The sequence below is a fragment of the Streptomyces viridiviolaceus genome, assembly GCF_014650995.1.
GTDB classification, from domain to species: Bacteria; Actinomycetota; Actinomycetes; order Streptomycetales; family Streptomycetaceae; genus Streptomyces; species Streptomyces viridiviolaceus.
The window spans coordinates 309,619-333,056 of record NZ_BMWA01000003.1 but is presented as its reverse complement, the minus strand read 5'-3'; the positions used below and the strand labels follow the sequence as shown (position 1 = coordinate 333,056).

Sequence of the window (23,438 nt, the reverse complement as noted above, 5' to 3'; positions counted from 1 at the left end):
ACGTGAACAACGGCGCCTCGGCCGAGGTCAGGGCTTTTTGCCGCCGACGACGGCGCTGCTCTTGCACGAGACCTCGCCCGAACCGGAACAGGTCAGCTCCGAGTCGTTGACGAAGCGAACCTTTCCGTACTCGGTCGTGATCTCGGAATCACTCTTCTGCACGCAGCGGACGTTGCCGGCGCGGTCCTCGGCGCAGTTGCCGGGATTCTCGGCAGCGACGGCCTGGACGGCAGCGGCGCCGATCAGAGCAAAGCTCCCCAGGACTCCCGCCGCCGCTGCGAACTTCTTCGACTTGAACATCTACCTTTTCCTTAACGGTCGACCCCGCACCACTGAGTGGCGGAGTCGTTCCGAACACCTGGACCGGCCAACGAACCGGGCAGGCCCGGAACTCGGTCACATGGACCGAACTCCGGGACCTGCCCAGAACATCTGGCGGTGATCAGCCGCCCAGCCCGAAGTTCGAGGAGCAGGTCACGGCCTGCGTGTCGTCGTTCTCGATGTTGCCGAGACCCAGGAGGCCGACCGCAACGTTGACGTCGTCGATGTTGATGAGACCCTGCCTCGAGTTGTCCTGCGAGCAGTTGGTGGTCTGGTTGTTGTTCAGCTTCGCCGACGGACCGTCACCGGCGTGGCTGACACCGGCACCGAGGAAACCGACGCTACCGAGCATGGCCATGACGACAGCGGCCTTCTGGTACTTGCGCATTACCTCTCCATTCTCGTGTTGACACGGTTCGTGATGAACCGGTCGCTTACAGTCGCCAAATGTAGGGCGACATATGCGGCAGTTGTTAGCTGAAACGCCGAACAGGGCGAATCTATGGAAAAAGGGAGTTTCTGCGCTTGCCCGGCGGAGAGGTCAGGACTTCTCGCCGCGGACGACGGCGCCGTTCACGCAGGCGACCTCGCCACCCGAACCGGAGCAGGCCAGCTTCGAGTCGTTGTCGATGCGAACCTTTCCGCGGTTGTCGGCCGGGAGCTGGTACTCCCTCACCTGCACGCAGCGGACATTGCCCTTGCTGTCCTTGCCACAGGCGCCATGCCCCTCGGCACCGACGGCCTGGACGGCGCCGGCGCCGATCAGGGCAAAGCCCCCCACGACCCCCGCCACCGCTGCGAACTTCTTCGACTTGAACATCTACCTTTTCCTTAACGGTCGACCCCGCGCCGCTGACCGGCGGAGTCGTTCCCAACACCTGGACCGGCCGACGACCGGGCAGGCCCGGGGCTCGGACAGATGAACCGAGCCCCGGGACCCACCCAGATCACCAGGCGGTGATCAGCCGCCGAAGTTCGAGGAGCAGGACACGGCCTGGGTGTCGCTGTTCTCGACGTTGCCGAGGCCCAGGAGGGCGCCGACCGCAACGTTGACGTCGTCGATGTTGACGAGACCCTGCGTCGAGTTGTCCTGCGCACAGGTCGTGGCCTGCTTGTTGTTCAGCTCGAACTTCGGGTCGTCACCGGCGTGGCTGACACCGGCGCCGAGGAAGCTGACACTGCCGAGCATGGCCATGACGACAGCGGCCTTCTGGTGCTTGCGCATTACCTCTCCGTTTCTCGAGTTGACACAACCCGTAGTGGGTCGGTCACTGACAGTGGCAAACGTAAGGGAGACATGCGGCTTTCGACAGCTGAAACGCCGGTATGGGTAACTTTTTCGTGAAGATGCAGGTCAGGCCCCTGCCGTGCCTGCATCGGACGGCGGAACGCACTCGCTGACGTCGGTCGCACCGCTCCGAGAGCCCCGGCGTCCCCGATCTCCGGGGCTCTTCCATGGACCCGCGTCAGCTCACGCGTACCGGTAGATCCGGCCCACGTCCTCCAGCTCGCCCGGTGTCACGTCCCACGGTGGGAGCTTCTCGTGGCGTGCCACGACCCGGCCGTGCTGGGCGTCGTCGCGGGCCGGCGGTGCGGCGGGAAGGTAGGCGGCCCGGCGGTGCCGGCGCTGCCAGCGGTGCCACTGCAGGTCGACGAAGGCGTGGTGCAGCCAGAAGACGGGGTCGTTGACGGCCGCGGCGCCGAGCATGGCCCCGCCGACCCAGCGGTGCACCCGGTTGTGGTTGCGCCAGGAGGCTCTGCCCCGGCCCGGGCCCCAGCCCTCCAGCTTGTTGCGGAAACCTCGCGCGACCGTCGAGTCCCACGGCGACACGTCGTAGGCGGGGTCCTTCAGCGCCCAGTCCAGGTCGCTCTTCGTGGGCAGGTCGATCGGGTCGCTGCGACGGCCGAGGTCCCGGGTGAGGAACCCCTCGTCGGTGACGCCCACCCTGATGGGCCAGTTGCCCTCCCGATGGGCGAACGGACCCGTCGTCACCTGGCGGTCGGAGCGGCGCCCGTTGCCGCCCATGAGGTCGGCCGTCCAGGGCGCGGAGGTGGTGGTGCGGTCCCGGGTCCAGTCCCAGTACGGGATCGTCACCGAGGAGTCCACCCGGCGCAGGGCGTTCTCCAGATCGAGCAGGAGGCGGCGGTGCCAGGGCAGGAAGGACGGGGTCATGTGCGCGGCGCGCAGTCCGCGCTCGCCGTCGGCGGCGTTGTAGGCGATGTGCATCCGCACGAACTCGTCGTACTCGCCCCGCCGTTTTACCTCCAGCAGGGCGTTCACGAACCGGCGCTTCTCGGTCCCCGTGAGCGTGGCGGCGTCCTTACGCACGTACGTCATGCATGCCTCCCTCGTGCCGGTCCGCGGCCTGTGCGGCGCGCAGCCGCACGCCGGGGCCGAGAACGTCGACGGCGGCGCGGGCGGCTTCGAGCGGTGTCGGGTACGAGCAGTAGTGGTCGACCATGCTCAGCCAGGTGCCGTCGGCGCGGCGCATCAGGTGCAGGGGCCGGCCGTCCACCGTGACGTGCCACCGGCCGTCCTCGAAGGCGCCGCTCCCGGACGTCCGCACACCTCGGATGCGACGGCCGCCATGGGTCACGTCGAAGCCCGTGCCGGGACGGGGGTGGGCCGGGCGGAAGGCGGCGAGCGCCGGGGCGAGGGCGGCGAGCGCGCAGGCGCGCAGGCCGCGCGCCAGGTCCCGCCGTGTCCTGTCCGCCGGTCCCGGCGGCGCCGCGTCCGGTGTTCCGCCCCCGGCACCCACCGGTGCCCCGCGCCTGCTGATGATCATGGTTCCTCCTTGTCCGTGCGGTTGTCGGTAGCCGTAACCGACGGACGCCTCGCACGGTCACCAGCACGGGGCCAGGACGGTGAAGCCCACGGCCGGCGCAGGGCGCACGCAAAAGTCGGCCCTCGGGTCTTCCCGAGGGCCGACTTTCGAACGGCGTGGGCTCAGGCGTGCAGCCCCAGGTCACCGTGCACCGGCTTGGCCTCGTTCAGGGCGGCCGCCGCGTCCTTCGTCGTGTGCAGCAGCGGGCCGTCGCTGTCGGTGTCCTCCTGCTGCGACCACAGCTCGAAGGGGAGCGCGGTACGCAGACCGGTGTCGAGGCCGGTGGACGCCAGCTCGGTCTCCTGGGCGTGCGCGGGGGCGGCGGCGCCGGCGGCGATCAGGGATCCGGCAATGACGGCGGCAGCCTTCAGGGACTTCATCGTGTTCCTTTCTTCGGCGACGCGAGGTCACCGGAGGTCAGTCTGTCGCCGTGCCCAACGATCCCCGGCCGGAGCGGAAACCGGGGGACCGAAGATTGATAAGTCCTCATATGAGAACTCTGGGCTACCGGTCCCCGGTGGCGGACCGGCGGGAGACGTGCCGCGAGAGGCTCACGAGGCCGGCAGCAGCACCGCCGTCAGCGGGGTGAGCGGGGTGAGGGCGGTGATACCGGGGAACAGAGGGAGCGTGCCGGCGGACGCCGACGGTGACGGGGACGCGTCGGACGCCGTCGTCCGAGTGACCACGACCGACGTCTGGGAGGCGCTGTCGTTCAGCGCGTCGAGGAGCTCGTCCACCTCGGTCAGCACGTCGTCGAGCGAGGGAAGCTCCAGGTCGGCGTCCTCACCCTCGGGCAGAAGCAGGTCCAGCAGCTCGTCGAGGGCCTTCTGAACGGTGTCCAGCGGGTCGTCCGCGAGGTCGGCCTCGGGGGTGGCCGACGCAGATGCCGACGGCGCGGCCGATGCCGACGGCGTGGCCGTGGCGGCCGGAGCCTTGACGGCGCCCCTCGCGGGGCCCTGCGCGGCCTCCTCGTCCACGGCCTTCTGCGCGGCCTCCTCGTCCACGGCCTTCTTCGCGGCCTCGCCCAGTCTTCGGGCCTCGGCCGGGGGTAGTTGGCCGTTGTCCGCCGTGAGGACGGCGTTCAGCAGGTCGACGACCGGGGCGAGGTCGCCCTCGCGCGTGTCGAGGTGGCCTACCTGCACGAGCAGCGCGTCGGGCGACGTCGCACGGCTGTGCTCGCGAGCCGCGTCGGTCGCCATGGCGGTGGGGCCGGTGATCCCGGCCAGGAGGACGGCGCACAGTGCACCGAGCGCGATGCGCCGTGCGGGAAGAGCGCGCATGGGGGTTCCTTTCGAACGGAGGTCGGAGGTCGAAACCCACCGTGAATCCACCCCTCGCACCCCGCAAGCGATCAGGCGCCGTTCGCGGTACTACTTTCACCCTGCTGGCCCGGCATACCTGATGAGTCGTCACGTCGAGGCCGCCGAACGGGCCTTCACGGTTCCAACACATTCTTTGATATGCCCGACTTTCGGTGACTTCGCCCGCTTTATGACTAGAGTTGCGAACCGCCTGACGCACCTCGACAGGCATATGCACCGCACGCGTGCCGCTGCGTGCCACCACTCCCCTGTTCCGAAAGGGCACCGACGGTCATGCGCCATTCCCCTGGTCAGTGGCTCCGCCGTGCGACGGTGGGCGTCCTCGCCCTCGCCACGATGTGGACATCCGCCGGATCCCCGGCGGCCGCCGCGGCGGCCGCCGCGCCCGCGCCCGAGGCGGAGAGCCTCGCGTTCGCCCAGCGGTTCGCCGCACTCCAGCACGGTGGCATCGTGCGCGCGGCCAACTCCTCCATCAGCTGCCGCCCGAGTCAGTCCTCGTGCGAGGGCGTGCAGTCGGGCAGCGCCGGGGTCAACGGCGACTTCGACATGTTCTACATCGACGTCGACCGTGACCCGAACACCTACAACTCCTCCCGCGCGGAGGTCCGCCTGCCCGAGGGCTCCCAGGTGACGTACGCGCGCCTGTACTGGGGCGGCAACCTGCGCGTGGGCGAGCAGAAGCCGTCCGAGGACAACGGGCGGGTGCTGGTCGCCGAACCCGGCGGTGAGTACAAGGAGATCCTCGCGGACACGGTCGTCGGACACCGCGTGACCGACAACGTGGACGCCTTCCAGGCCTCGGCGGACGTGACGGGGCTGGTGCAGCAGAGCGGTCCGGGCATGTACACCGTGGCGCAGGTCAACGTGGCCGCCGGCCGGTCGGCGGCCGGGGCCTGGGGCGGCTGGACGCTGGTGGTGGCCTACGAGAACGTCGCGCAGCCGCTGCGGCACCTCGCGCTCTGGGACGGCTTCGTACCGCTGCGTTCCGAGGCGGCGGAACTCCGGCTGCGTGGCGCCCGCTTCCCCGCGGACGCAAAAGGCAGCGTGGGCCTGGTGGCCTACGACGGCGACCGCGGCAACAGCGGCGACTCGCTCACCGTGACCAGCGGATCCAGGTCCGGTTCCATTCCGCTCACCGGTCCCGGCAACTCCCGCGACGACGTCCTGAACTCCACCATCAGCGGGCCCGGGTCGAGTTCCGGGGCGCGTGTGCCGGCGTACGCCAACACCCTCGGCTACGACTCCGACGTGTTCGACCTCGCGGGAGGCCTGCCGCACGCCGGTGACGAGGCGACCTTCCGGCTCGCTTCCGCGCGGGACGGGGCGTGGGCCGGCGTGCTCTTCGCCGCGGTCGACGCCCGGCAGTGAACGCGCCCCTGCCGTCCAGAGCGTCTTCGTGAGCGAGGAAATCGTGCCCATGGTCCCGTCACCCGTCGGCCGCCGGCCGCGGGTCCTGCACCTCACCCAACCGGTGGACGGCGGGGTCGCACGCGTCGTGACCGATCTGGTCCGGGCACAGCTGGCGGACGGCCTGCACGTCACCGCCGCCTGCCCGGACAGCGCGCTCACCACCCGGCTGCGGGCACTCGGCGCGCACGTGCGGCACTGGCAGGCGACACGGTCGCCGGGTCCGTCGCTCGTGCGGGAGGTTCGGCAGCTCGCCCGGCTGATCGACGAGGTGCGCCCCGATCTGGTGCACGCGCACAGCGCGAAGGCCGGACTCGCCGGGCGGCTGGCGGTGCGCGGCCGGATCCCGACGGTCTTCCAGCCGCACGCCTGGTCGTTCGAGGCGGTCGGCGGGGCGACCGCGGCTGCCGCGCTCGTGTGGGAGCGGTGGGGGGCGCGCTGGGCCACGCGGACGGTGTGCGTGAGCGAGGCGGAACGCGCGACCGGCGTCGACGCCGGGATCACCGGCCGCTGGACGGTCGTCCCCAACGGCGTCGACCCCGAGCACTACCACCCGGCCGCCGCCGGCACCGTACGGGCGGGACTCGCACCGCTCGCCGGCGTCCGCCCGCAAACGCCGCTCGCGGTCTGCGTGGGGCGGCTGTGCCGGCAGAAGGGGCAGGACCTCCTGCTGCGGGCCTGGGACGCCGTCGTGGACAGGGTGCCCGACGCCCGTCTCGTCCTGGTCGGCGACGGGCCGGACCTCGCCCGGCTGCGCGAGGGCGCCCCCGGGTCCGTGCTGTTCGCGGGAGCCGTCGCCGACGCCGCGCTCTGGTACCAGGCCGCCGATCTCGTCGTCCTGCCGTCCCGCTGGGAGGGCATGGCGCTGGCCCCGCTGGAGGCGATGGCCTGCGGACGGCCGGTGGTGATCACGGACGTCGACGGCGCCCGCGAGAGCCTGCCGCCCTCACTCACCGACCGGTGCCTGGTCCGGCCGGAGGACCCGGGGGAGCTGGCCGAGGCCGTCGCCGCGCTGCTGCTCGACCCGCCGCTGCGCGAGTCCCTCGGCGACCGGGGGCGTCGGCACGTGCTCGCCCTCCACGACGTACGACACACCGCCGAGCAGGTCGCGGGCGTCTACCGCGACCTGCTCGGCACGTGGTCCGCCACGCAACGGACGCGCCCGTCCCGAGCGCCCGGGGCCGCCACGGCCCGCGGCGCTGAGCACGGTCAGCCGCTCGACACGGGCTGTGGCGCCGAGGCGGCCCGGACAACACAGCACGTCGAGCCCACCGAGCACAGGGAGTCCATCCACTCGTGACTGCCGAACGTACCGTGCCCTCCCCCGGCGTAACGCCACGGGACCACGGATTCTCACCCGTCTCCGTCATGCCGGCCCCCGGCACCGCCACCGGTGTCCGGCCACCCGTCCCCCGGCCCCCCGCGCGGCCGGCCTCCCCGGTCCCGCTGATCGCCGCGGACGGCGCCGCCGCCCTGCTGGGCGCACTGGCCCTGACCGGCACCCGGCAGCACCCGCTGCTCATCGCGCTGCTCGTCGTCGCGTCGCTGCTGCTGCGGCCGCGCGACGGCCGGCCGCCGGTACCGGGACTGCTGGAGGAACTGCCCGCCATGTGCGGCCGTATCGCCGTCTCCTGGCTGGCGGCCGCCGCGCTCTGGGCCGCGTACCGGCCGGAGCACGCGGTGTCCGCCGGAACCGTGCTGGCGGGCCTCGCCCTGCAGGCTGCGGCGGCCTGTGTGCTGCGCGCGGCCGTGCACGGGCGACGGCGTGCCGCCCTGCTGCGCCATCCGCGCGCCGCACTCGTCGTCGGCCCGGCGGCCACCGCACAGCGTGTGGCCGCCGCCATGCTGCGCCACCCGCGGTGCGGCGTGCGGCCGGTGGGTGTCGTCGCCGAGCAGCCGGACGGCACGGAGGGGATCCCGGTGCTGCGGACCGGCGAGGAGGTCGAGCGGGCGGTCATCCAGAACGGGGTGCGGGCGGTGCTCGCCGTCCACCCCTCGGCACACACCGAACACGGGCCGCTGCTGCGCACGCTGGCCGCCTCGGGCTGTGTGATCTGGGAGGTCGACGCCGACTGCCCGTCGTACACCACGGGGGAACGGCTGGCCGGCTTCTCCTGCCGGCGGCTGGACCTGTCCCCCGTGCGCGGCGGCGGCGCGGGCAAGCGGATGCTCGACATCCTCGTGTCGGGCACGCTGTTGCTGCTGGCCGGCCCGCTGCTGCTGGCGTGCGCGGCGGCACTGCGTCTCAGTGACGGTCCGGGCGTGGTGTTCCGGCAGGAGCGGATCGGCAGGGACGGCAAGCCGTTCACGCTGCTGAAGTTCCGTACCCACCGCCCCGTCGACGAGCACGAGTCGGCGACCCGGTGGAGCGTGGCCGACGAGAACGAGATGCGCCGCTTCTGCCGCATGCTGCGCCGCACCTCGCTCGACGAGCTGCTCCAGCTGTGGAACGTGCTCCGGGGCGACATGAGCCTGGTCGGCCCGCGCCCCGAACGCCCCTACTTCGTGTCGCAGTTCAGCCAGACCTACCCCGGTTACGCGGCCCGTCACCGCATGCGGACCGGCATCACCGGTCTCGCCCAGGTCCACGGGCTGCGCGGTGACACCTCGATCGAGGACCGCTGCCGCTTCGACAACGCCTACATCGACGACTGGTCGCTGTGGCAGGACATCTGCATCCTCCTGCGCACCGCGGCCACGCTGGTACGTCCGACGGGGAGCTGACAGACGTGAGCCACGCTCTCGCCCCGCTGCCGCGGCGGGCCGCCGCGCTGGTGCCGGTCCTGCCGCTGGTGGCGGTGCCCGTCCTGCTGGCCCTGCCGCTGACGGGGGACGGCGCGGGACCCGCGGACGTGGTCTCCGGGCTGGTGGTGGGCTACTGCGTGATCCGTGTCCTGCGCGAACGGCGGCGCCCGCTGTCGCCCGCGGCGGCCCTGGTGCTGGGCCTGCCGGTCGTCGGGATCGCGCTCGCCGCGCTGGGAGCGTCCTCGCCCCAGGCCGGGCTCGCCGGCATGGGCCGTTATTTGCAGATCTTCGTGCTCGTCCCGGCCGCGGTGCTGATCCTGCTCCGCGACCGGGCCGGCTTCCGTGTGCTGGCCTGGTCGTTCGTGGGCCTCGCGCTGTGGCAGGGGGCCGTCGGCGTGCACCAGTACGCCACCGGCACCGGCGCCTCCTACCAGGGCGAGGGCATCCGGGCGGTCGGCACCTTCGGGGCCGGGGACGTGATGGGCATGGCGACGGTGGTGTCCCTCGGCCTGGTGTGCGCGGCCGGGATCGCGCTGGGCCGGGCGCCCGTACGGCAGCGGCTGGCCGCCGCGGTGTGCGCCGCGGTGCTGCTGCTGCCGCTGGCGCTCTCCTTCAGCCGGGGCGCCTGGATCGCGACCGCCCTGACGTGCGCCGCGCAACTGGCCATGGCCGGGCTGCGCCGCGCGCTGAAGGTGGCCGCCGCGGTGGCCGCCGCCGGGGTGATCCTGATGGGCGGGTTCGGCGTCGGCACTGCGGCGCTGCAGGAACGGATCGACAGCATCGCGCAGGTCACCGACGCGCCCGACCAGTCCGTCGTCGACCGGTACACCCTGTGGGCGTCGGCCACCGGCATGTGGCGGGAGCACCCGCTGACCGGCGTGGGCCTGAAGAACTTTCCCGAGTACCGTGACGCGCACGCCACGGTGGCCCTGTCGTCGGGCAGCGACATCGAGGGCGCCGGAGCGGAGTACCACAAGCAGGCGCTGCTGTCGCCGCACAGCATGTACTTGCTGGTGCTGAGCGAGCAGGGCCTGATCGGTCTGGTCACGCTCGTCGGGAGCTGGCTGGCGCTGCTGGTGTGCGGTGCCCGGCGGCTGCTGCTCGTCCGCCGCCGCGGACCGGGCCTCGACTGCGGGCTCGTCGCCTGCGGGCTGCTGGTCTGGCTCCTGACCGACTTCGTGTACGGGGACATCGGCGGCCCCTCGACCGTGCTGACCGCCATGGCCCTCGGGCTCGCGGCGTGGTGGGCGCTGGCCTGCGGCGAGCCGGAGGCCAGGCCTCGGGACGCTGCCGGGGAGCGCGTCGGGGAGGCAGTGGCGCGATGACGGTGGTGCCTTCACAGACGCCCGGCCCCGAGGCCGACGGGGCGGCGACCGTCCCCGCGGCACGTGCGGCCGCCCCGGCCGGGGCGGGCACCGACCCGGGCTCGGCCTCGGCCTCGGTCTCACGGAAGTTCCTCGCCCGGGCCACGCTCGTCACGGCCTCGCTGTCCATCGCCGGCTCGCTGCTCGGCCTGGTCCGCGACCAGTCACTGGCCCGGCTGTTCGGGGCCGGGAGCGACACGGACGCCTTCCTCGTCGCGTGGACCGTGCCGGAGCTGGCCGCCACGCTGCTGATCGAGGACGGGCTGGCCCTGGTGCTGATCCCGGCGTTCAGCCTGGCGCTGGCCCGCCGCGCCCGCGGTGCCCCGGGGGACCCGGTCCGTGCGCTGGTCGCCGCCACCCTGCCCCGTCTGTGCCTCGCCTTCGCCGCGGTGGCCGCACTGGTCGCCGGCACGGCCCCCTACGTGGTCCAGGTCCTGGCACCCGGGCTGCCCGACCCCCGCCTCGCCGTCGACTGCACCCGGCTCACCGCGATCAGCCTGCTGGCCTTCGGACTCGCCGGGTACTGCAGCGCCGCTCTGCGGGCACACCGCCGGTTCTTCGCGCCCGCGGCGATCTACGTCGCCTACAACACCGGCATCGTCGCCGCGATGTTCCTGCTCGGCGGCCGGTGGGGCGTGCGGTCCGCGGCGGTCGGGGTCGCGGTGGGCGGCTGCCTGATGGTGGCGGTGCAACTGCCGTCCCTGTGGCGGCAGCTGACGTCGCCCGCGCCGGCCGCCGACGGTCCCGGGGCCGGGTCCGGCGTCGAGGAGCGGCCGATGCGGCTCGCCCTGGTCGCCGCCGTACTCCTGTTCGCCCTGTGCCGGCAGTCGCAGGTCCTCGTCGAACGCTTCCTCGCCTCCTCCCTGCCGTCCGGGGCCATCTCCCACCTGAACTACGCGCAGAAGGTGGCGCAGATCCCGATGACGCTGTCGCTGATGGTGTGCACCGTCACCTTCCCCGTGGTGGCGCGGGCGCTCGCCGACGGCGACACCGAACGTGCCCGCAGCCGGGTGGAGCGGGACCTGGTGCTGGCCTCCTGCGTGGTCCTGCTGGGCATGTCTGCGGTGATCGCCTGCGCCCCGCAGATGATCGAACTGCTCTTCCAGCGCGGCGCGTTCACCGCGGACGACACCGTGGCGACGGCCGACGTCATGCGCGTGTACGCCCTCGGGCTGCTGGGCCAGACCCTGGTGGGCGCGCTGGTCCGCTCGTACTTCTCGGCAGGCCGGCCCAGCTGGTACCCCGTCGGCGTGATGGCCGCGGGCATCGCCGTGACGTCCTTGATCGGCGCCGTGACCGTGCGGCCCTGGGGGGTGGCGGGGATCGCCGCGGCCAACGCCTTCGGCATCACCGCCACCGCCGCCCTGCTGCTCGCCGGCCTGCGCACCTCCCGTGGCGCCGGACCGAACAGTGTCACCGTCCGCGTCCGGCAGGTCCTGGCCGAGCTGAGCAGGCCCGTGCTCGCCACGATCGCCGCCACCGTCGCCGGGGCGTTCGTGGCGAGCCGGCTCCAGTCCCCGGTGGCGGGCCTGGCGGCGGGCTGTCTGACCGTGACCGCCGTCTTCGTCCTGCTCGCCTGGGCCCTGGGCGCCCAGGGATTCCCGTCCGCACTGCGCTCCGTACGCACCGTCAAACGAAGGCTCACCCATGGCCGCTTCCGTTGATTCCGTCGAGACCGGCAGACTCCCCGCCCCACGCCCCGGCCCGCTGCCGTGGGTGGCGATGTACCACTCGGTGGGCGACTGCTCGGACGATCCGTACCGCATCACCGTCACGCCGGAACGGCTCGGCAGGCAGCTGGCCTGGCTGCGCAGGCGCGGGCTGCGCGGCGTGTCCGTGGCCGACCTGCTCGCCGCCCGCGCCCGGGGCGAGGGGCGGGGCCTGGTCGGGCTCACCTTCGACGACGGGTACGCCGACTTCCTCACCCACGCCCTGCCGCTGCTGCGCCGCTGGAACTGCGGCGCCACCCTCTTCGTCCTGCCCGGACGGCTCGGCGGCGTCAACGCCTGGGACCCGCTCGGGCCGCGCAAGCCGCTGCTGACCGCGGACGGCATCCGGCAGGCGGCCGCCGAGGGGGTGGAGATCGGCTCGCACGGACTGACGCACGTCGACCTCACCCGGGCGGACGACGTCACCCTCAAGGCCGAGGTCGTCGAGAGCCAGGCCCTGCTCACGGAGCTGACCGGCACCCGCGTCGACGGCTTCTGCTACCCGTACGGCACCGTCGACGCCCGTGCCGTCGAGGCCGTACGGGAGGCGGGATACACCTATGCCTGCGCCATCGACCCCGGCCCGCTGACCGGTCCGCACGCCCTGCCGCGCGTCCACGTCGGTCAGAACGACACGACGTGGCGGCTGTTCCTCAAGCACCGTCTGCACCGGCTGCGCCGGCGCCCGGTGGAAGGGCTGTGAGATGAGAGCCCTGCACATCATCACCGGCCTCGGCGTCGGCGGGGCCGAGCAGCAACTGCGCCTGCTGCTGCGCCATCTGCCGGTCGACTGCGACGTCGTCACGCTCACCAACCCGGGCGCGGTCGCCGAGGGCCTCACCGCCGACGGCGTCCGCGTCGTGCATCTCGGCATGGGCGGCAACCGCGACCTGACCGCGCTGCCCCAACTGGTCCGGGTGATCCGCGCCGGCGGCTACGACCTGGTGCACACGCACCTGTACCGGGCCTGCGTCTACGGCCGGCTCGCCGCGCGCATCGCCGGCGTACGCGCCGTCGTCGCCACCGAACACTCCCTGGGCGACTCGCAGATGGAGGGCCGCAGCCTGACGCCGGGGGTCCGCGCGCTGTACCTCGCCAGCGAGCGCCTCGGCTCGGCGACGGTCGCCGTCTCCTCGGCGGTGGCGGACCGCCTCAAACGGTGGGGGGTGCCCGCGCCCCGCATCGAGGTCGTCCCGAACGGCATCGACCTGGACCGCTTCCGCTTCGACCCGGAGCGGCGCGAGCGCACCCGGCGCCGCCTCGGCCTGCCGGAGGGGGCGTTCGTCGTCGGCGGCGTCGGCCGGCTCGCCCCCGGCAAGCGTTTCGACGTCCTGATCCACGCGCTCGCCCGGCTCGGGGACGACCACTGGCTGCTGCTGGTGGGCGGCGGACCCGAGGAACACCTCCTGCGGCGCACGGCCCACGAGGCCGGTGTGGCGGGCCGCGTCCTGTTCACCGGCGAACGTCCCTACGTCCCCGACGGCTCCCCGGGACCCGACCTTCCCTCCCTCACCTCGGCGATGGACCTGTTCGCGTCCCCTTCCGCGGAGGAGGCCTTCGGCCTGGCCGTCGTGGAGGCGCTGGCATCGGGCCTGCCCGTGCTCTACGCCTCCTGCCCGGCGATCGAGGACCTGCCGCCGGCGGCCACCGTCGGCGCCCGCCGGGTCCGCGGCGGGCCCGAGGCCTACGCCCGGGCGATCACCGAGGTGCGCGCGGCGGGCGCCCGGCCGCGCACGGCCCCGGAGGTCGCGCACCGCTACAGCATCACCCGGAGCACGGCCCGCCTCATGGACGTGTACGCGGCCGCCGTCTCCCGTTCGTCGTCATCCTTCTCACCCCTCGGAGCAAGCCCGTCATGACCGACACTCCGACCCGTCAGCGCCTGAAGTACCTGGCTCGTGACAGGAGGCTGCCGTCCTGGTCCGCGCTCGCGGCCGGCGCCCTCGTCGGCGGCCTGGCCGGTGGCGCGTACGGGCTGCTCACACCCGTGACCTACACGGCCACCAGTTACGTCGTCGCCGTACCGACCTCGAAGTCCACCCCGGAGGCCGCCCGCGGTTTCGCGCAGGCGTACGGCCGGGTGGCCACGCAGCTCGCGGTGCTCGGGGACGCGCAGGTGTGGGCGGGCGTGCCGGTGCGCACGCTGCGGGACCGAGTGCGCGCGGCGACCTCGCCGGACGCTCCGATGGTCGCCGTCTCGGCCACCTCCTCGCGGCCCGGCCTCGCCGTCGACATGGCCAACGCGGTCTCCCGCGCCCTGACGCAGCACGCGGACCACACCAAGGACAGCACCCAGGTCCGCCTGGTGCAGTTCTCGCGTGCGGTGAAGCCGAGCGAGCCGACGTCCGCGTCACCGGCGGTGACCACCGCCGTGGGCGCGAGCGCGGGCGGGCTGCTGGGCGGCCTGGCCCTGCTGGCACGGCCGAGACGGGCCGGCCGGAACGACGGCCCCGCCCCCGCGCCCTCGGTCCCCAATCCGGCCGTCGCCGCCGATGTGCACGGAAAGCAATGACGCCGATGAACCCGACCGGACACGCCGCCCGCCGGCACGCGGTGGCCGCATCGGCCCGGGCCGGGGAGCGGGAGCACGGACGGTCCCCGGCCGTGGCGGCGCCCGGTACGGGCCGGCCGCCACCGGCCGGGTCGACGGGAGCGCTAGTCGTCGCGCGACCACCAGTCGAAGCGGAGGCAGAGCTTGCCTCCGAGCCAGTACTCCACCCAGCTGCCCAGGTCCAGCGGCGAGCAGCCCGCCGGGGGCAGCGGTGCGGTGGGGGTGGGTGTCGGGGTGGGGGTGGGGGCGGGGGCCGTCTCGTCGGTACGGCCGAAGAGGGCGGACCGGTAGACGCGCGACGAGCGCGGGTTGGCCCCGCACTGCCACACACCGTGCGGGCAGTAGTCGGTCAGCGTGTTGTAGAGCGGCTTGTGCTCGTCGAACCACGCGAGCATGCCCCGCATGTACTCGGGATTGTCGCCGTTACGGAAAAGCCCCCACTCGGGATAGGAAATGGGTTTGCCGTGGGCCTTCGCGAAATCCACATGGCCCTGAAGCCCGTAGGGCTCCTTCACCTGCTGGTCGAAGGACATCCCGGCCGGCTGGTCGTAGGCGTCCATGCCGATGACGTCGACGGTGTCGTCCCCCGGGTAGCACTGTGTCCACGGAACGGCGTCCCGGCCACGGCTCGGCGTGAAGTCGAAACGGAACTTCTGGCCCGGCACCGAACGCATGGTGGTGACGATCCGGTTCCAGTACTTCTTCCAGGACTGAGGGTCCGGCCCGCACCGGTGGGTGTACGTGATGCCGTTCATCTCCCAGCCGAGCACCAGGACCGTGTCCGGCACCTTCAGCCGGACCAGTCGCTCGGCCAGGGCACGGAAGTGGTGGTCGAACTCCCCGGCCGCACCCCGCCGCAGCAGCCGCCGGACCTCGTCGTCGGGGACGCCCTCCTCGTTGCGCTCCTGCAGGGGAACGTTGAGGACGAGCATCCGGTCGTCCTTCTCGTTGCGCCAGCGCGCCCACGCCTCGAGGAAGTGGATGTCGCCCTCGATGTCGCTCCAGCGGTTGCCGGGCAGGTAGGTGTGGCCGACACGGAGCTCGGCACCGCCCAGCCAGCGGCTGAGCTGCGCCATGCGCGCCACGCCACGCTGGTCGGAGCTGAGGAAGGCGCCGAAGGCCGGGACCTCCTTCCCCGGGACCGGGACGGCCGCCGGGGGCTTCTCCGGCCCGGGGGCCGGGGGCGGTCCGGCGAGGGCCGCGGTCGGGGTCGGCGCCGGAACGCCCGGATCGGCGGCTCGCACCACCCCCACCCCCGCCGCGGGAACGGCCGCCACGGCGGCCGACGCGGCGACCGCCGCCGCGCCCACGGCCAGCCTGCGAATCCGCGTCCGCTTGTGCTGTGGAGCCATGCCTGCTCCTTCCTTCCCTCTAGCTCTCGTCCGACTTCGGCCTCAGTTCTCACTATTGACGAACCGTCATATGAAGTCAGGCACACGAAATCCCCCGGCGCCAGTGCACTTGGGGCTTTCGAGTACCGGACTCGCCCATGCGGGTGAGTCGCACCAAAAGAAAGAGAGAATTCGTGTCGCTGCTCGACACCCGCTTCCCCGCAGTAGTGCTGCGGGTCGACCGGAATCCCTTTCACCACGGAACGCTGGGCGCCGTGCGTTCACTCGGCAGGGCGGGAGTGGAAGTGCATGTCGTCGCCGACGCGGCGGAAAGCCCTGTCCACCGGTCGCGTTACGTACGCCGGATGCATCCCCCGCCGCACCCGGGAGCGTCCGCGGACGACATCGTGGCCGTACTGCGCCGGGTGGCCGGCCACTTCACGTCTCCCGCCGTCCTGGTCCCGATGGACGACGCGAGCGCCATCGCCGTGGCCCGCATGCGGGACGCCCTCGCTCCCTTCTACCTGCTGCCGGCGATGCCGGGGGCACTGGCGGAACGCGTCGCCGACAAGGCGGAACTGGCCGAGGTGTGCGCCTCCGCGGACGTTCCGCACCCGGTGACGCTGGTCCCGGACAGCCCGGAGCGGGCGGCGGCCGACGTGCGGCGGCTCGGACTGCCGGTGGTGGCGAAGTGGAGCCGGCCCTGGCTGCTGCCGGCCGGCAGCGGGCTGCGCAGCACGTCTCTGGTGCGGTCCGCGCAGCAGGCCCGGGAGCTGTACCTGCGCACCGAGGAGGCGGGCAGCCGGCTGCTGCTGCAGGCGTACCTGCCGCCGGGGCCGGACCGCGACTGGTTCTTCCACGGTTACGCCGACCGCTCGGGCGCCGTGCGCGCGGGCGGGCCGGGCCGCAAGCAGCTGTCCTGGCCGCGCGGAGCGGGACTGACCGCGGTGGGCCGCTGGACGCCCGAGCCGCGGGTGCGGGAGCTGGCCGAGCGGCTGACCGGCGAGCTGGGCTACCGGGGCATCTTCGACCTCGACTTCCGCCGCTGCGGCACGACGGGCCGCTACCACCTCCTCGACTTCAACCCGCGGCCCGGCGCCCAGTTCCGGCTGTTCGCCGACAGCGCCGGACTCGACGTCGTACGCGCTCTGCACCTGGACCTGACGGACCGTCCGCTGCCGGACGGTGCCCCGCTGGCCGGGCGGACCTTCGTGGTGGAGAACTACGCGCCGCTCGCCGCGCTGCGTCCGGCGCGCGACGGACGCGAACTGGCCTGGTACGCCCGGGACGACCCCGATCCCGGACGGGCGATGTGGGCCCTGTGGTGCCGCCATGTCACCGGCCGGGTGCGACAGCGGCTCGGCGCGGCCACGGCGCCACCGCCGGCACCGACGGCACACCTGATCCCCAGGGCGGCCTCGCCCTCCCTGACCGACAACGAGAAAGCGAGCAGCTGATGATGTACGACCTTCTGGTGGTGGGCGCGGGTCCGTACGGTCTGTCGATCGCGTCCCACGCCGCGGCCGCCGGTCTGAACCTGCGGGTGTTCGGCCGGCCCATGGCGTCCTGGCGTGACCACATGCCCGGCGGCATGTTCCTGAAGTCGGAGCCCTGGGCGTCCAACCTCTCCGACCCGCAGGGGCGTTGGCGTCTGGACGCGTACTGCGCGGAGCAGGGGCTGCCGGCACGCCACGCGCACCCGATCCCCGTGGAGGCCTTCGCGCAGTACGGCCTGTGGTTCGCGCGTCACGCCGTGCCGGAGGTGGACGAACGCATGGTGACCCGGGTGGCGTCGGGCCCCGGCGGGTTCACCGCGGTCGTCGAGGACGGTGAGGTGGTGCACGCGCGGACGGTGGCGCTGGCCGTGGGCGTGATGCCGTTCATCGAGGTACCGCCCGCACTGCGCGGGCTGCACCCCTCGCTGGTGACGCACAGCAGCCACCACAGCGACCTCGCACCCTTCCGCGGCAAGGACGTCACGGTGATCGGCGGCGGTCAGGCGGCGCTGGAGACCGCGGCGCTCCTCGCCGAACAGGGCACGCGGGTACGGGTGCTGGCGCGGGCGGAACAGCTGCGGTGGAACGACGTGCCGCCGCCCTGGGAGCGCCCGTGGTGGCAGTCGGTCCGTTCCCCGCACAGCGGACTGGGTCCGGGCTGGCGGAACTGGTTCTACTCCGAGCGTCCCGGTGTCTTCCGGCGTCTGCCTCAGTCGACCCGGGCTCGGATCGCGGCCACGGCCCTCGGACCGGCGGGCGCGTGGTGGGTGCGGGACCGGGTGGAGCGTGCGGTGGAGCTGCTGCCGGGCCACGAGGTCACCGCGGCCTGCGCGGTACCGGGCGGCGTACGGCTGGACATGGCGGACCGGGCGGGTGCCGTGCGCACCCTGGAGACCGAGCACGTCATCGCCGCCACGGGGTTCCGGCCGCGCTGCGACCGGATGGGAATGCTCGCCGCCGAGCTGTGCGGCACGCTGGCGGTCCTGCCCGACGGCTCCCCGGCGACCGGGCGGGACTTCGAGTCGTCCCAGCCCGGGCTGTTCCTCGCGGGCCTGGTGACGGCCTCCGGTTTCGGCCCGGCCATGCGGTTCGTCCACGGCGCGACGTTCACGGCGGCGACCCTCGTCCAAGGGGTGCGCCGCCGGCTCAGGTTGACGCCGGCGCGCGCGACGGTCCCCGTGCCGGGAACCGGCAGCCGCAGCGGGTCCCCGTCGCCGGTGAGCCACTGACCAAGGCCGTCTGCGGGCCGCTGACGCGACTCGACGCGTCAGCGGCCCGCAGACGGCGACACGCCCCCGGACCGGCTCGGCCACCTCGTACGGTGGCTCGCGTCGGCCCGGGGGCGTGCGCGGGTGCGGCGGGCGCGGGTGCCGGGCGGGCTCCGTCCGGCACCCGGGAGCGGCTACTGGCGCGCGGCGGTACGGCCGCGGCGGTACAGCATCGCCCCGCCCGTGAGCAGCGCGGCACCGGCGACCGAGGCCACCAGCATGCCCTCGCTGCCGGTCTCGGCGAGCTGGGGCACCAGGCCGGGCTCCTCGACGCCGACCGAGGGCGGCGTCTCGACGACGCGGGTCGGAGGGGCAGGGGTGGTGGACGGAGGCGTCTCGCAGTCGTCGCAGGACGCCGGAGGCGTGACCTCGTCGGTGCCGTACTCGGGCGCGTAGGTGTTGCCGCAGGAGTTGCCGTAGGCGTCGTCGAGCACCGCGACCACGTCGATGGTGTTGCCGCAGACGTTCACGGGCACGCCGAGCGGCGCCTGGATGTTGTTCCCGGACAGCAGGCCGTAGGCCTCCTCGCTGGTGGCCACCGCCTCGCTGCCGGCGGTGGAGGAGGTGCCGGACGAGGCAGCGGACGACTGGTCACCGTACGAGGTGTTGCCGCACGAGTTGCCGGTCGCCGAATTGAGGGCCGCCAGTACGTCGACGGTGTTGCCGCAGACGTTCACCGGCACGCTGAGCGGCGCCTGGATGTTGTTCCCGGACACCAGGCCGGAAGCGTCCTCGGTGGTGCCCACCGCGCGGCTGCCGCCGGCGGAACTGCCGGTGGAGGAGCTGCCGGTGGAGGCGGCACCGGACGAGGACGCGGACGACTGGTCACCGTTCGAGGTGTTGCCGCACGCGTTGCCGGTCGCCGAATTGAGGGCCGCGGCCGCACCGATGGTGTTGCCGCACACGTTCACCGGCACCTCGATCGGCGCCTGGATGTTGTTCCCGGACAGCAGACCGGAAGAATCCTCGGTGGCTCCCACCGCGATCGAGTCGGCGAGTGCGGGGGTTCCGGACAGGGACAGAATGCCCGTGGCGGCAGCCGCCGCGAACACTCCCCTGCTCAGGGTCTGTCGCAATGTGCTTATCTTCCTGCTTGAAGAACTGGGAAAGCCGGCCTTGGTACGGAGATCGACGTCCAAGGCCGGCCCTGGCTTGACCGGGCGGCTGGTGCGGGCGTCCCTCGGCAATGGCTCCAGTCGCCCGTCCGCCTTGCGTCGCTACGTGTTCGCCCTTCGGATCACAGGCGGGAATTCCTGCGGGAAAGGCCCGTGGACCGCGGACTGAGCAGGCGACGGTGCAAGCGCCGTGAAAGCGGCCGCCGCCGGCATACCGCCGACAGAAGCTGCGGCCGCCTCGGCGGCCAATGCCTTCTTGAGCACTGCGCGTTCCTTTCTCGTGGCGTCGCATGCCCTACGGCATCATCAACCCGGCGCGTGAGAAACGGTTGCGCAGATTCACCCGGTTGGACCGATCGGCTTTTGGAAAAACGCGGAAAGGCCCGGCCCCGGTTCGGCGCTCAGGACACCACGTCCTTGCGGGCGAAACCGCGGAAGGCCAGCGCGAACAGCACGAGCGCGTACGTCACGGAAATGGCGGTGCCCTGAATCATTCCCGACCACTCGGGGCGCGGCTGCACGGCGTCCGCCCAGGCGAACTGCCAGTGCGCCGGCAGGAAGTCGCGCCAGTGGCCGAGGGCGGTCACGGCGTCCAGGACGTTGCCGACGATGGTCAGGCCGACCGCGCCGCCGACCGCACCGAGCGGGGCGTCGGTCTTCGTGGACAGCCAGAAGGCGAGTGAGGCGGTGACCAGCTGGGAGACGAAGATGTACGCCACGACCACCACCAGGCGCTGCGCCGCCGTCCCAGGGGCGAGCGAGCCGCCGGTGGGGATCGCCAGCGGTCCCCAGCCGTAGGCCACCGTGCCGACGGCGAGGGCCACCAGCGGCAGCAGCACCATCGCCGCCAGGCTGAGGCCGAGGCCGACGACGAGCTTGGACGCGAGCAGCCGGGCACGCGGCACCGGGGCTGCGAGCAGATAGCGCAGGGAGGACCAGCCGGCCTCCGAGGCGACGGTGTCCCCGCAGAACAGGGCGACGGGGATGACGAGCAGGAAGCCCGCCGAGACGAACAGGCTGACGGCGGCGAAGTTGGCGCCGGAGGCGGTGGCCGTGTCCATCAGCGTGATCCGGTCGTCGGGGCCGTCCGGCTCGCCGCCGATGGCGAAGGCGACCAGGAGGACGAACGGCAGGACGGCGAGGATCGCGCCCATCACCAGCGTGCGGCGCCGCTTGAGCTGACGGACCAGCTCCACCCGCAGGGGCAGGGTGTGGCCCGGCCGGTAGCCGGAGGCGGCCTCGACGGACTCGGCGCGCCCGGGCTGCCCAGGCTGCCCCGCCTGCTCGGTTCGCTCGGTGAGCGTGCTCATGCGGAACCTCCGATCAGAGTGAGGAAGGCGTCCTCCAGGCGGCGGTGCGGGCCCACCGAGGACACCGGCACCTCCAGCCGCACCAGCTCCGCGACCAGGCGGGGAGCGGTGCCGTCGGCGTCGAGCCGGACCAGGAGCCCGTCGTCGGTGCGGACGGCCGAGACGACGCCCGGCAGGGCGGCGACCTTCTCGGCGACGGGCTCCTCCACCGGCACGGCGGTGCCGACGAGGAGGGTGTCGCCGGAGCCGACGATCTCGCCGACCGGGCCCGCCTGGACGAGCCTGCCGCGGTCCATGACCACCAGGTGGGTGCAGGACTGCTCGACCTCGGAGAGGAGATGGCTGGAGACGATGACGGTGCGGCCGCCGGCGGCGTACCGGATCATCACCTCGCGCATCTCGCGGATCTGCGGCGGGTCGAGTCCGTTCGTCGGCTCGTCCAGGATGAGCAGGTCCGGCAGGCCCAGCATGGCCTGGGCGAGGGCGAGGCGCTGGCGCATGCCCTGCGAGTAGGTGCGGACCGCGCGGGCCAGCGCGTCGCCCAGGTCGGCGATCTCCAGGGCCTCGTCGAGGTGCGCGTCCTCGGGCGGGCGGCCGGTCGCCCGCCAGTACAGCTCCAGGTTCTCCCGGCCGGACAGGTGCGGCAGGAAGCCAGCGCCCTCGACGAACGCGCCGACCCGCGACAGCACCGGGGCGCCCGGCCGGACGGCGTGGCCGAAGACGCGGATCTCGCCGGCGTCCGGCTTGATCAGGCCCATCAGCATGCGCAGGGTGGTCGTCTTGCCCGCGCCGTTGGGTCCGAGCAGGCCGAGGACCTGGCCCTTCTCCACCCGGAAGGACAGCTCCCGCACCGCGTACCGGTCCGCCGACCCGGCGTACCGCTTGCCGAGGCCGGTGATCTCCAGGGGCACGCCGGCCAGCTCCGGGTCCGGGGCCGGGGTGGTGGTGCGGCGGCGACCGGTGAGCAGCAGGGCCGCCGCGATCACGGCGCCCGCGAGCGGCAGCCACCACACCCACGCGGGCAGCGGGGCGGCGGCGGTCGTCACGTCGGGTGCCGTCGGCACCTCGAGGCCGCCCCGGAGGGAGACGGTGTACGTCGCGGACGCCGCCGGGGAGGCGTAGCCGAGGTCGGTGGAGGCGAGGACCAGGCGGAGCCGGTGCCCCTTCTCGACCTCGTGGTCGATGGCCGGGAGGGTGATCGTCACGTCCTGGCCGGCCTTCGCGCCCTCGACGCGGACGGGCGCCACCAGCTGGGCGGGCAGCAGCTGACCGGTGCCGTCGGGGCCGACGTCGTACACCTTCCCGAACAGAACGGCGTCGTCGCCGGTGGACCGGACGTGGACGGTCACCGTGGGCGATCCGGTGATGCGCAGGTCGTCGCGCACGGGGGCGGACTCGAACCGGGCGTACTGGCCGGGGAAGTCGAGCGACACCCCGAGGCCCAGCGAGGACAGCTGGGCCAGCCCGCCGGAGCCGCCGAGTCCGGGCAGGGCGGAGACGGCGGGCGGGTTGGCGCCGGCGGGGTTGTCGAAGGTCTGCTCGCGACCGCTGAGGGCGATCGTCCGCCGCCCGTTCCCCAGGCCCGGGTACCGGTCCGCGCTCGCGCCCCTCAACTGGGCCCGGCCGTCGGTGGAGTCGACGCCTCCGGTGCGGGTGACCCGGAAGGCCGGGCCGGTGTCGGCGCCCTTGTCGTCCTTGAGGTAGCGGTCGAACCACTGCCGTACGCGGCCCTGGACGCGGTCGGTCTCCATGTCCCCGCCGTCGTGCCCGCCGGCGATCCAGTCGACGTCCACGGGGGCGCCGTTCGCACGGATCGCCTTCGCCGCCGCGTCGGCGTGGCCGAGCGGGAAGAGGGAGTCGGTCTGGCCCTGCACCAGCAGGGTGGGCACCTTGATGCGGTCGCCGACCGCGGACGGCGAGCGGGCCTGGAGCAGCGAGCGGGCCTCGGGGTCCGGCCGCCCCGATTCGGCGACCCGGTCGTACATCCGGCACAGCCGGTCCTCGAACCTCTCGCAGCCGCCGCCGGAGTTGACGAAGATGCCTGCCCACAGCTTCTTGAACACGCCGTTCGGGAACAGGGCGTCCGCGAGGTTCCAGTAGGTGATCGCCGGGGCGACGGCGTCCACCCGGTCGTCGTACCCGGCGGCCAGCAGCGCGACCGCGCCGCCGTACGAGGCGCCGGCCACGCCCACGCGCGGGTCGCCCTTTCCGTCCAGCCGCACCTGCGGCTGCTTCGCCAGCCAGTCCAGCAGCCGCGAGACGTCGGCGACCTCGCCGTCCGGGTCGTTGAGCCCGATCTTCCCGGTGGACCGGCCGAAGCCGCGCGCCGACCAGGTGAGCACCGCGTACCCGTCCCGGGCCAGGCTTTCCGCCTGCTCCCGGACGTCGGCCTTGCTGCCGCCGAAGCCGTGCGCCAGCAGGACGGCTGGGCGGCGGCCCGCGGGGCCCGCCGTGAAGTACGAGGTGTCCAGGCGTACCCCGCCGTCCATGGCCATGACCCGGTCGGTGCGGCGCACCGGCGGCGCGTCGTCGTCGGCGACGGCCGTCCACGTACCGGCACCGGCGAGCACGACGACGGCGGCCGCGGCGGCCAGCAGCCGGCGCGGCCCCCGCAGCAGCCCTCGCACTCGGGGCAGTCGAAGATCCATGCGCCCAACGGTACGGGCCGCCACGG

Annotated in this window: 22 protein-coding genes; 10 read left to right on the top strand and 12 right to left on the bottom strand. The window is 73.2% G+C overall.

Going from position 1 to position 23,438, the window contains the following annotated elements:
• Window positions 1-27: 27 nt before the first annotated feature.
• From IE260_RS05550 to IE260_RS05515, 8 genes are all read right to left on the bottom strand, one after another.
• Window positions 28-300: a hypothetical protein gene (locus IE260_RS05550; protein ID WP_189869328.1), complete on the bottom strand. Its 273-nt coding sequence runs from the start codon at window positions 298-300 to the stop codon at window positions 28-30.
• A 142-nt stretch (window positions 301-442) separates the two neighbouring features.
• On the bottom strand, window positions 443-709 hold the full coding sequence (locus tag IE260_RS05545) for a hypothetical protein (protein WP_189869327.1): 267 nt from the start codon (window positions 707-709) through the stop codon (window positions 443-445).
• Window positions 710-862: 153 nt separating this feature from the next.
• On the bottom strand, window positions 863-1,141 hold the full coding sequence (locus tag IE260_RS05540; protein ID WP_189869326.1) for a hypothetical protein: 279 nt from the start codon (window positions 1,139-1,141) through the stop codon (window positions 863-865).
• A gap of 141 nt (window positions 1,142-1,282) precedes the next feature.
• Window positions 1,283-1,546: a hypothetical protein gene (locus IE260_RS05535; protein WP_189869325.1), complete on the bottom strand. Its 264-nt coding sequence runs from the start codon at window positions 1,544-1,546 to the stop codon at window positions 1,283-1,285.
• A gap of 246 nt (window positions 1,547-1,792) precedes the next feature.
• A complete protein-coding gene (locus IE260_RS05530) occupies window positions 1,793-2,659 on the bottom strand; it encodes a tyrosinase family protein (RefSeq protein WP_189869324.1) in 867 nt (288 codons plus the stop codon).
• A complete protein-coding gene (locus IE260_RS05525) occupies window positions 2,643-3,107 on the bottom strand; it encodes a tyrosinase family oxidase copper chaperone (protein ID WP_189869323.1) in 465 nt (154 codons plus the stop codon). Before IE260_RS05525 ends, IE260_RS05530 begins: the two co-directional genes overlap by 17 nt.
• A gap of 161 nt (window positions 3,108-3,268) precedes the next feature.
• On the bottom strand, window positions 3,269-3,526 hold the full coding sequence (locus tag IE260_RS05520; protein ID WP_189869322.1) for a hypothetical protein: 258 nt from the start codon (window positions 3,524-3,526) through the stop codon (window positions 3,269-3,271).
• A 171-nt stretch (window positions 3,527-3,697) separates the two neighbouring features.
• Window positions 3,698-4,426: a hypothetical protein gene (locus tag IE260_RS05515; RefSeq protein ID WP_189869321.1), complete on the bottom strand. Its 729-nt coding sequence runs from the start codon at window positions 4,424-4,426 to the stop codon at window positions 3,698-3,700.
• Window positions 4,427-4,741: 315 nt separating this feature from the next.
• Between IE260_RS05515 and IE260_RS05510 the strand changes: the two genes are divergently transcribed.
• Genes IE260_RS05510 through IE260_RS05475 form a run of 8 tightly spaced genes read left to right on the top strand, consistent with a single transcriptional unit; the run spans window position 4,742 to window position 14,205 of the window.
• Complete coding sequence (locus tag IE260_RS05510) at window positions 4,742-5,836, top strand: DUF3344 domain-containing protein (RefSeq protein WP_189869320.1); 1,095 nt, start codon at window positions 4,742-4,744, stop codon at window positions 5,834-5,836.
• Window positions 5,837-5,885: 49 nt separating this feature from the next.
• Window positions 5,886-7,175 (top strand): glycosyltransferase, encoded by a 1,290-nt coding sequence (locus tag IE260_RS05505; protein WP_189869423.1) that lies wholly within the window; start codon window positions 5,886-5,888, stop codon window positions 7,173-7,175.
• Entirely contained in the window at window positions 7,172-8,599 is a 1,428-nt protein-coding gene (locus IE260_RS05500; protein WP_189869319.1) for an exopolysaccharide biosynthesis polyprenyl glycosylphosphotransferase, read from the top strand. The genes IE260_RS05505 and IE260_RS05500 overlap by 4 nt, the downstream gene beginning before the upstream one ends.
• Window positions 8,600-8,604: 5 nt before the next feature.
• The gene (locus IE260_RS05495; protein ID WP_189869318.1) at window positions 8,605-9,945 is read left to right on the top strand and encodes an O-antigen ligase family protein; all 1,341 of its coding nucleotides are present in this window, start codon (window positions 8,605-8,607) and stop codon (window positions 9,943-9,945) included.
• On the top strand, window positions 9,942-11,648 hold the full coding sequence (murJ, locus tag IE260_RS05490; protein WP_189869317.1) for a murein biosynthesis integral membrane protein MurJ: 1,707 nt from the start codon (window positions 9,942-9,944) through the stop codon (window positions 11,646-11,648). Before IE260_RS05495 ends, murJ begins: the two co-directional genes overlap by 4 nt.
• A complete protein-coding gene (locus IE260_RS05485; RefSeq protein ID WP_189869316.1) occupies window positions 11,632-12,396 on the top strand; it encodes a polysaccharide deacetylase family protein in 765 nt (254 codons plus the stop codon). Before murJ ends, IE260_RS05485 begins: the two co-directional genes overlap by 17 nt.
• Window position 12,397: 1 nt before the next feature.
• Window positions 12,398-13,552, top strand: a complete 1,155-nt coding sequence (locus IE260_RS05480; RefSeq protein ID WP_189869315.1) for a glycosyltransferase — start codon at window positions 12,398-12,400, stop codon at window positions 13,550-13,552.
• Entirely contained in the window at window positions 13,549-14,205 is a 657-nt protein-coding gene (locus tag IE260_RS05475; protein ID WP_189869314.1) for a YveK family protein, read from the top strand. The genes IE260_RS05480 and IE260_RS05475 overlap by 4 nt, the downstream gene beginning before the upstream one ends.
• 143 nt (window positions 14,206-14,348) lie before the next feature.
• On the opposite strand, the gene IE260_RS05470 is transcribed toward IE260_RS05475, so the two are convergent.
• Window positions 14,349-15,596, bottom strand: coding sequence for a glycoside hydrolase family 26 protein (locus IE260_RS05470; protein ID WP_189869313.1), 1,248 nt, complete (start codon window positions 15,594-15,596; stop codon window positions 14,349-14,351).
• A 173-nt stretch (window positions 15,597-15,769) separates the two neighbouring features.
• Here IE260_RS05470 and IE260_RS05465 point away from each other — a divergent pair, with 173 nt between their 5' ends.
• Both IE260_RS05465 and IE260_RS05460 read left to right on the top strand, forming a co-directional pair.
• A complete protein-coding gene (locus tag IE260_RS05465; protein WP_189869312.1) occupies window positions 15,770-17,032 on the top strand; it encodes a carboxylate--amine ligase in 1,263 nt (420 codons plus the stop codon).
• A gap of 2 nt (window positions 17,033-17,034) precedes the next feature.
• Window positions 17,035-18,300 (top strand): NAD(P)-binding domain-containing protein, encoded by a 1,266-nt coding sequence (locus IE260_RS05460; RefSeq protein WP_189869422.1) that lies wholly within the window; start codon window positions 17,035-17,037, stop codon window positions 18,298-18,300.
• 173 nt (window positions 18,301-18,473) lie between these two features.
• On the opposite strand, the gene IE260_RS42775 is transcribed toward IE260_RS05460, so the two are convergent.
• The 3 genes from IE260_RS42775 to IE260_RS05445 all read right to left on the bottom strand — a co-directional run bounded on the left by IE260_RS42775 (window position 18,474) and on the right by IE260_RS05445 (window position 23,412).
• Window positions 18,474-19,415, bottom strand: coding sequence for a chaplin family protein (locus IE260_RS42775; protein WP_229880426.1), 942 nt, complete (start codon window positions 19,413-19,415; stop codon window positions 18,474-18,476).
• 440 nt (window positions 19,416-19,855) lie between these two features.
• The gene (locus IE260_RS05450) at window positions 19,856-20,764 is read right to left on the bottom strand and encodes an ABC transporter permease (RefSeq protein ID WP_189869311.1); all 909 of its coding nucleotides are present in this window, start codon (window positions 20,762-20,764) and stop codon (window positions 19,856-19,858) included.
• Window positions 20,761-23,412, bottom strand: a complete 2,652-nt coding sequence (locus IE260_RS05445; protein ID WP_189869310.1) for an alpha/beta fold hydrolase — start codon at window positions 23,410-23,412, stop codon at window positions 20,761-20,763. Before IE260_RS05445 ends, IE260_RS05450 begins: the two co-directional genes overlap by 4 nt.
• Window positions 23,413-23,438 lie beyond the last annotated feature (26 nt).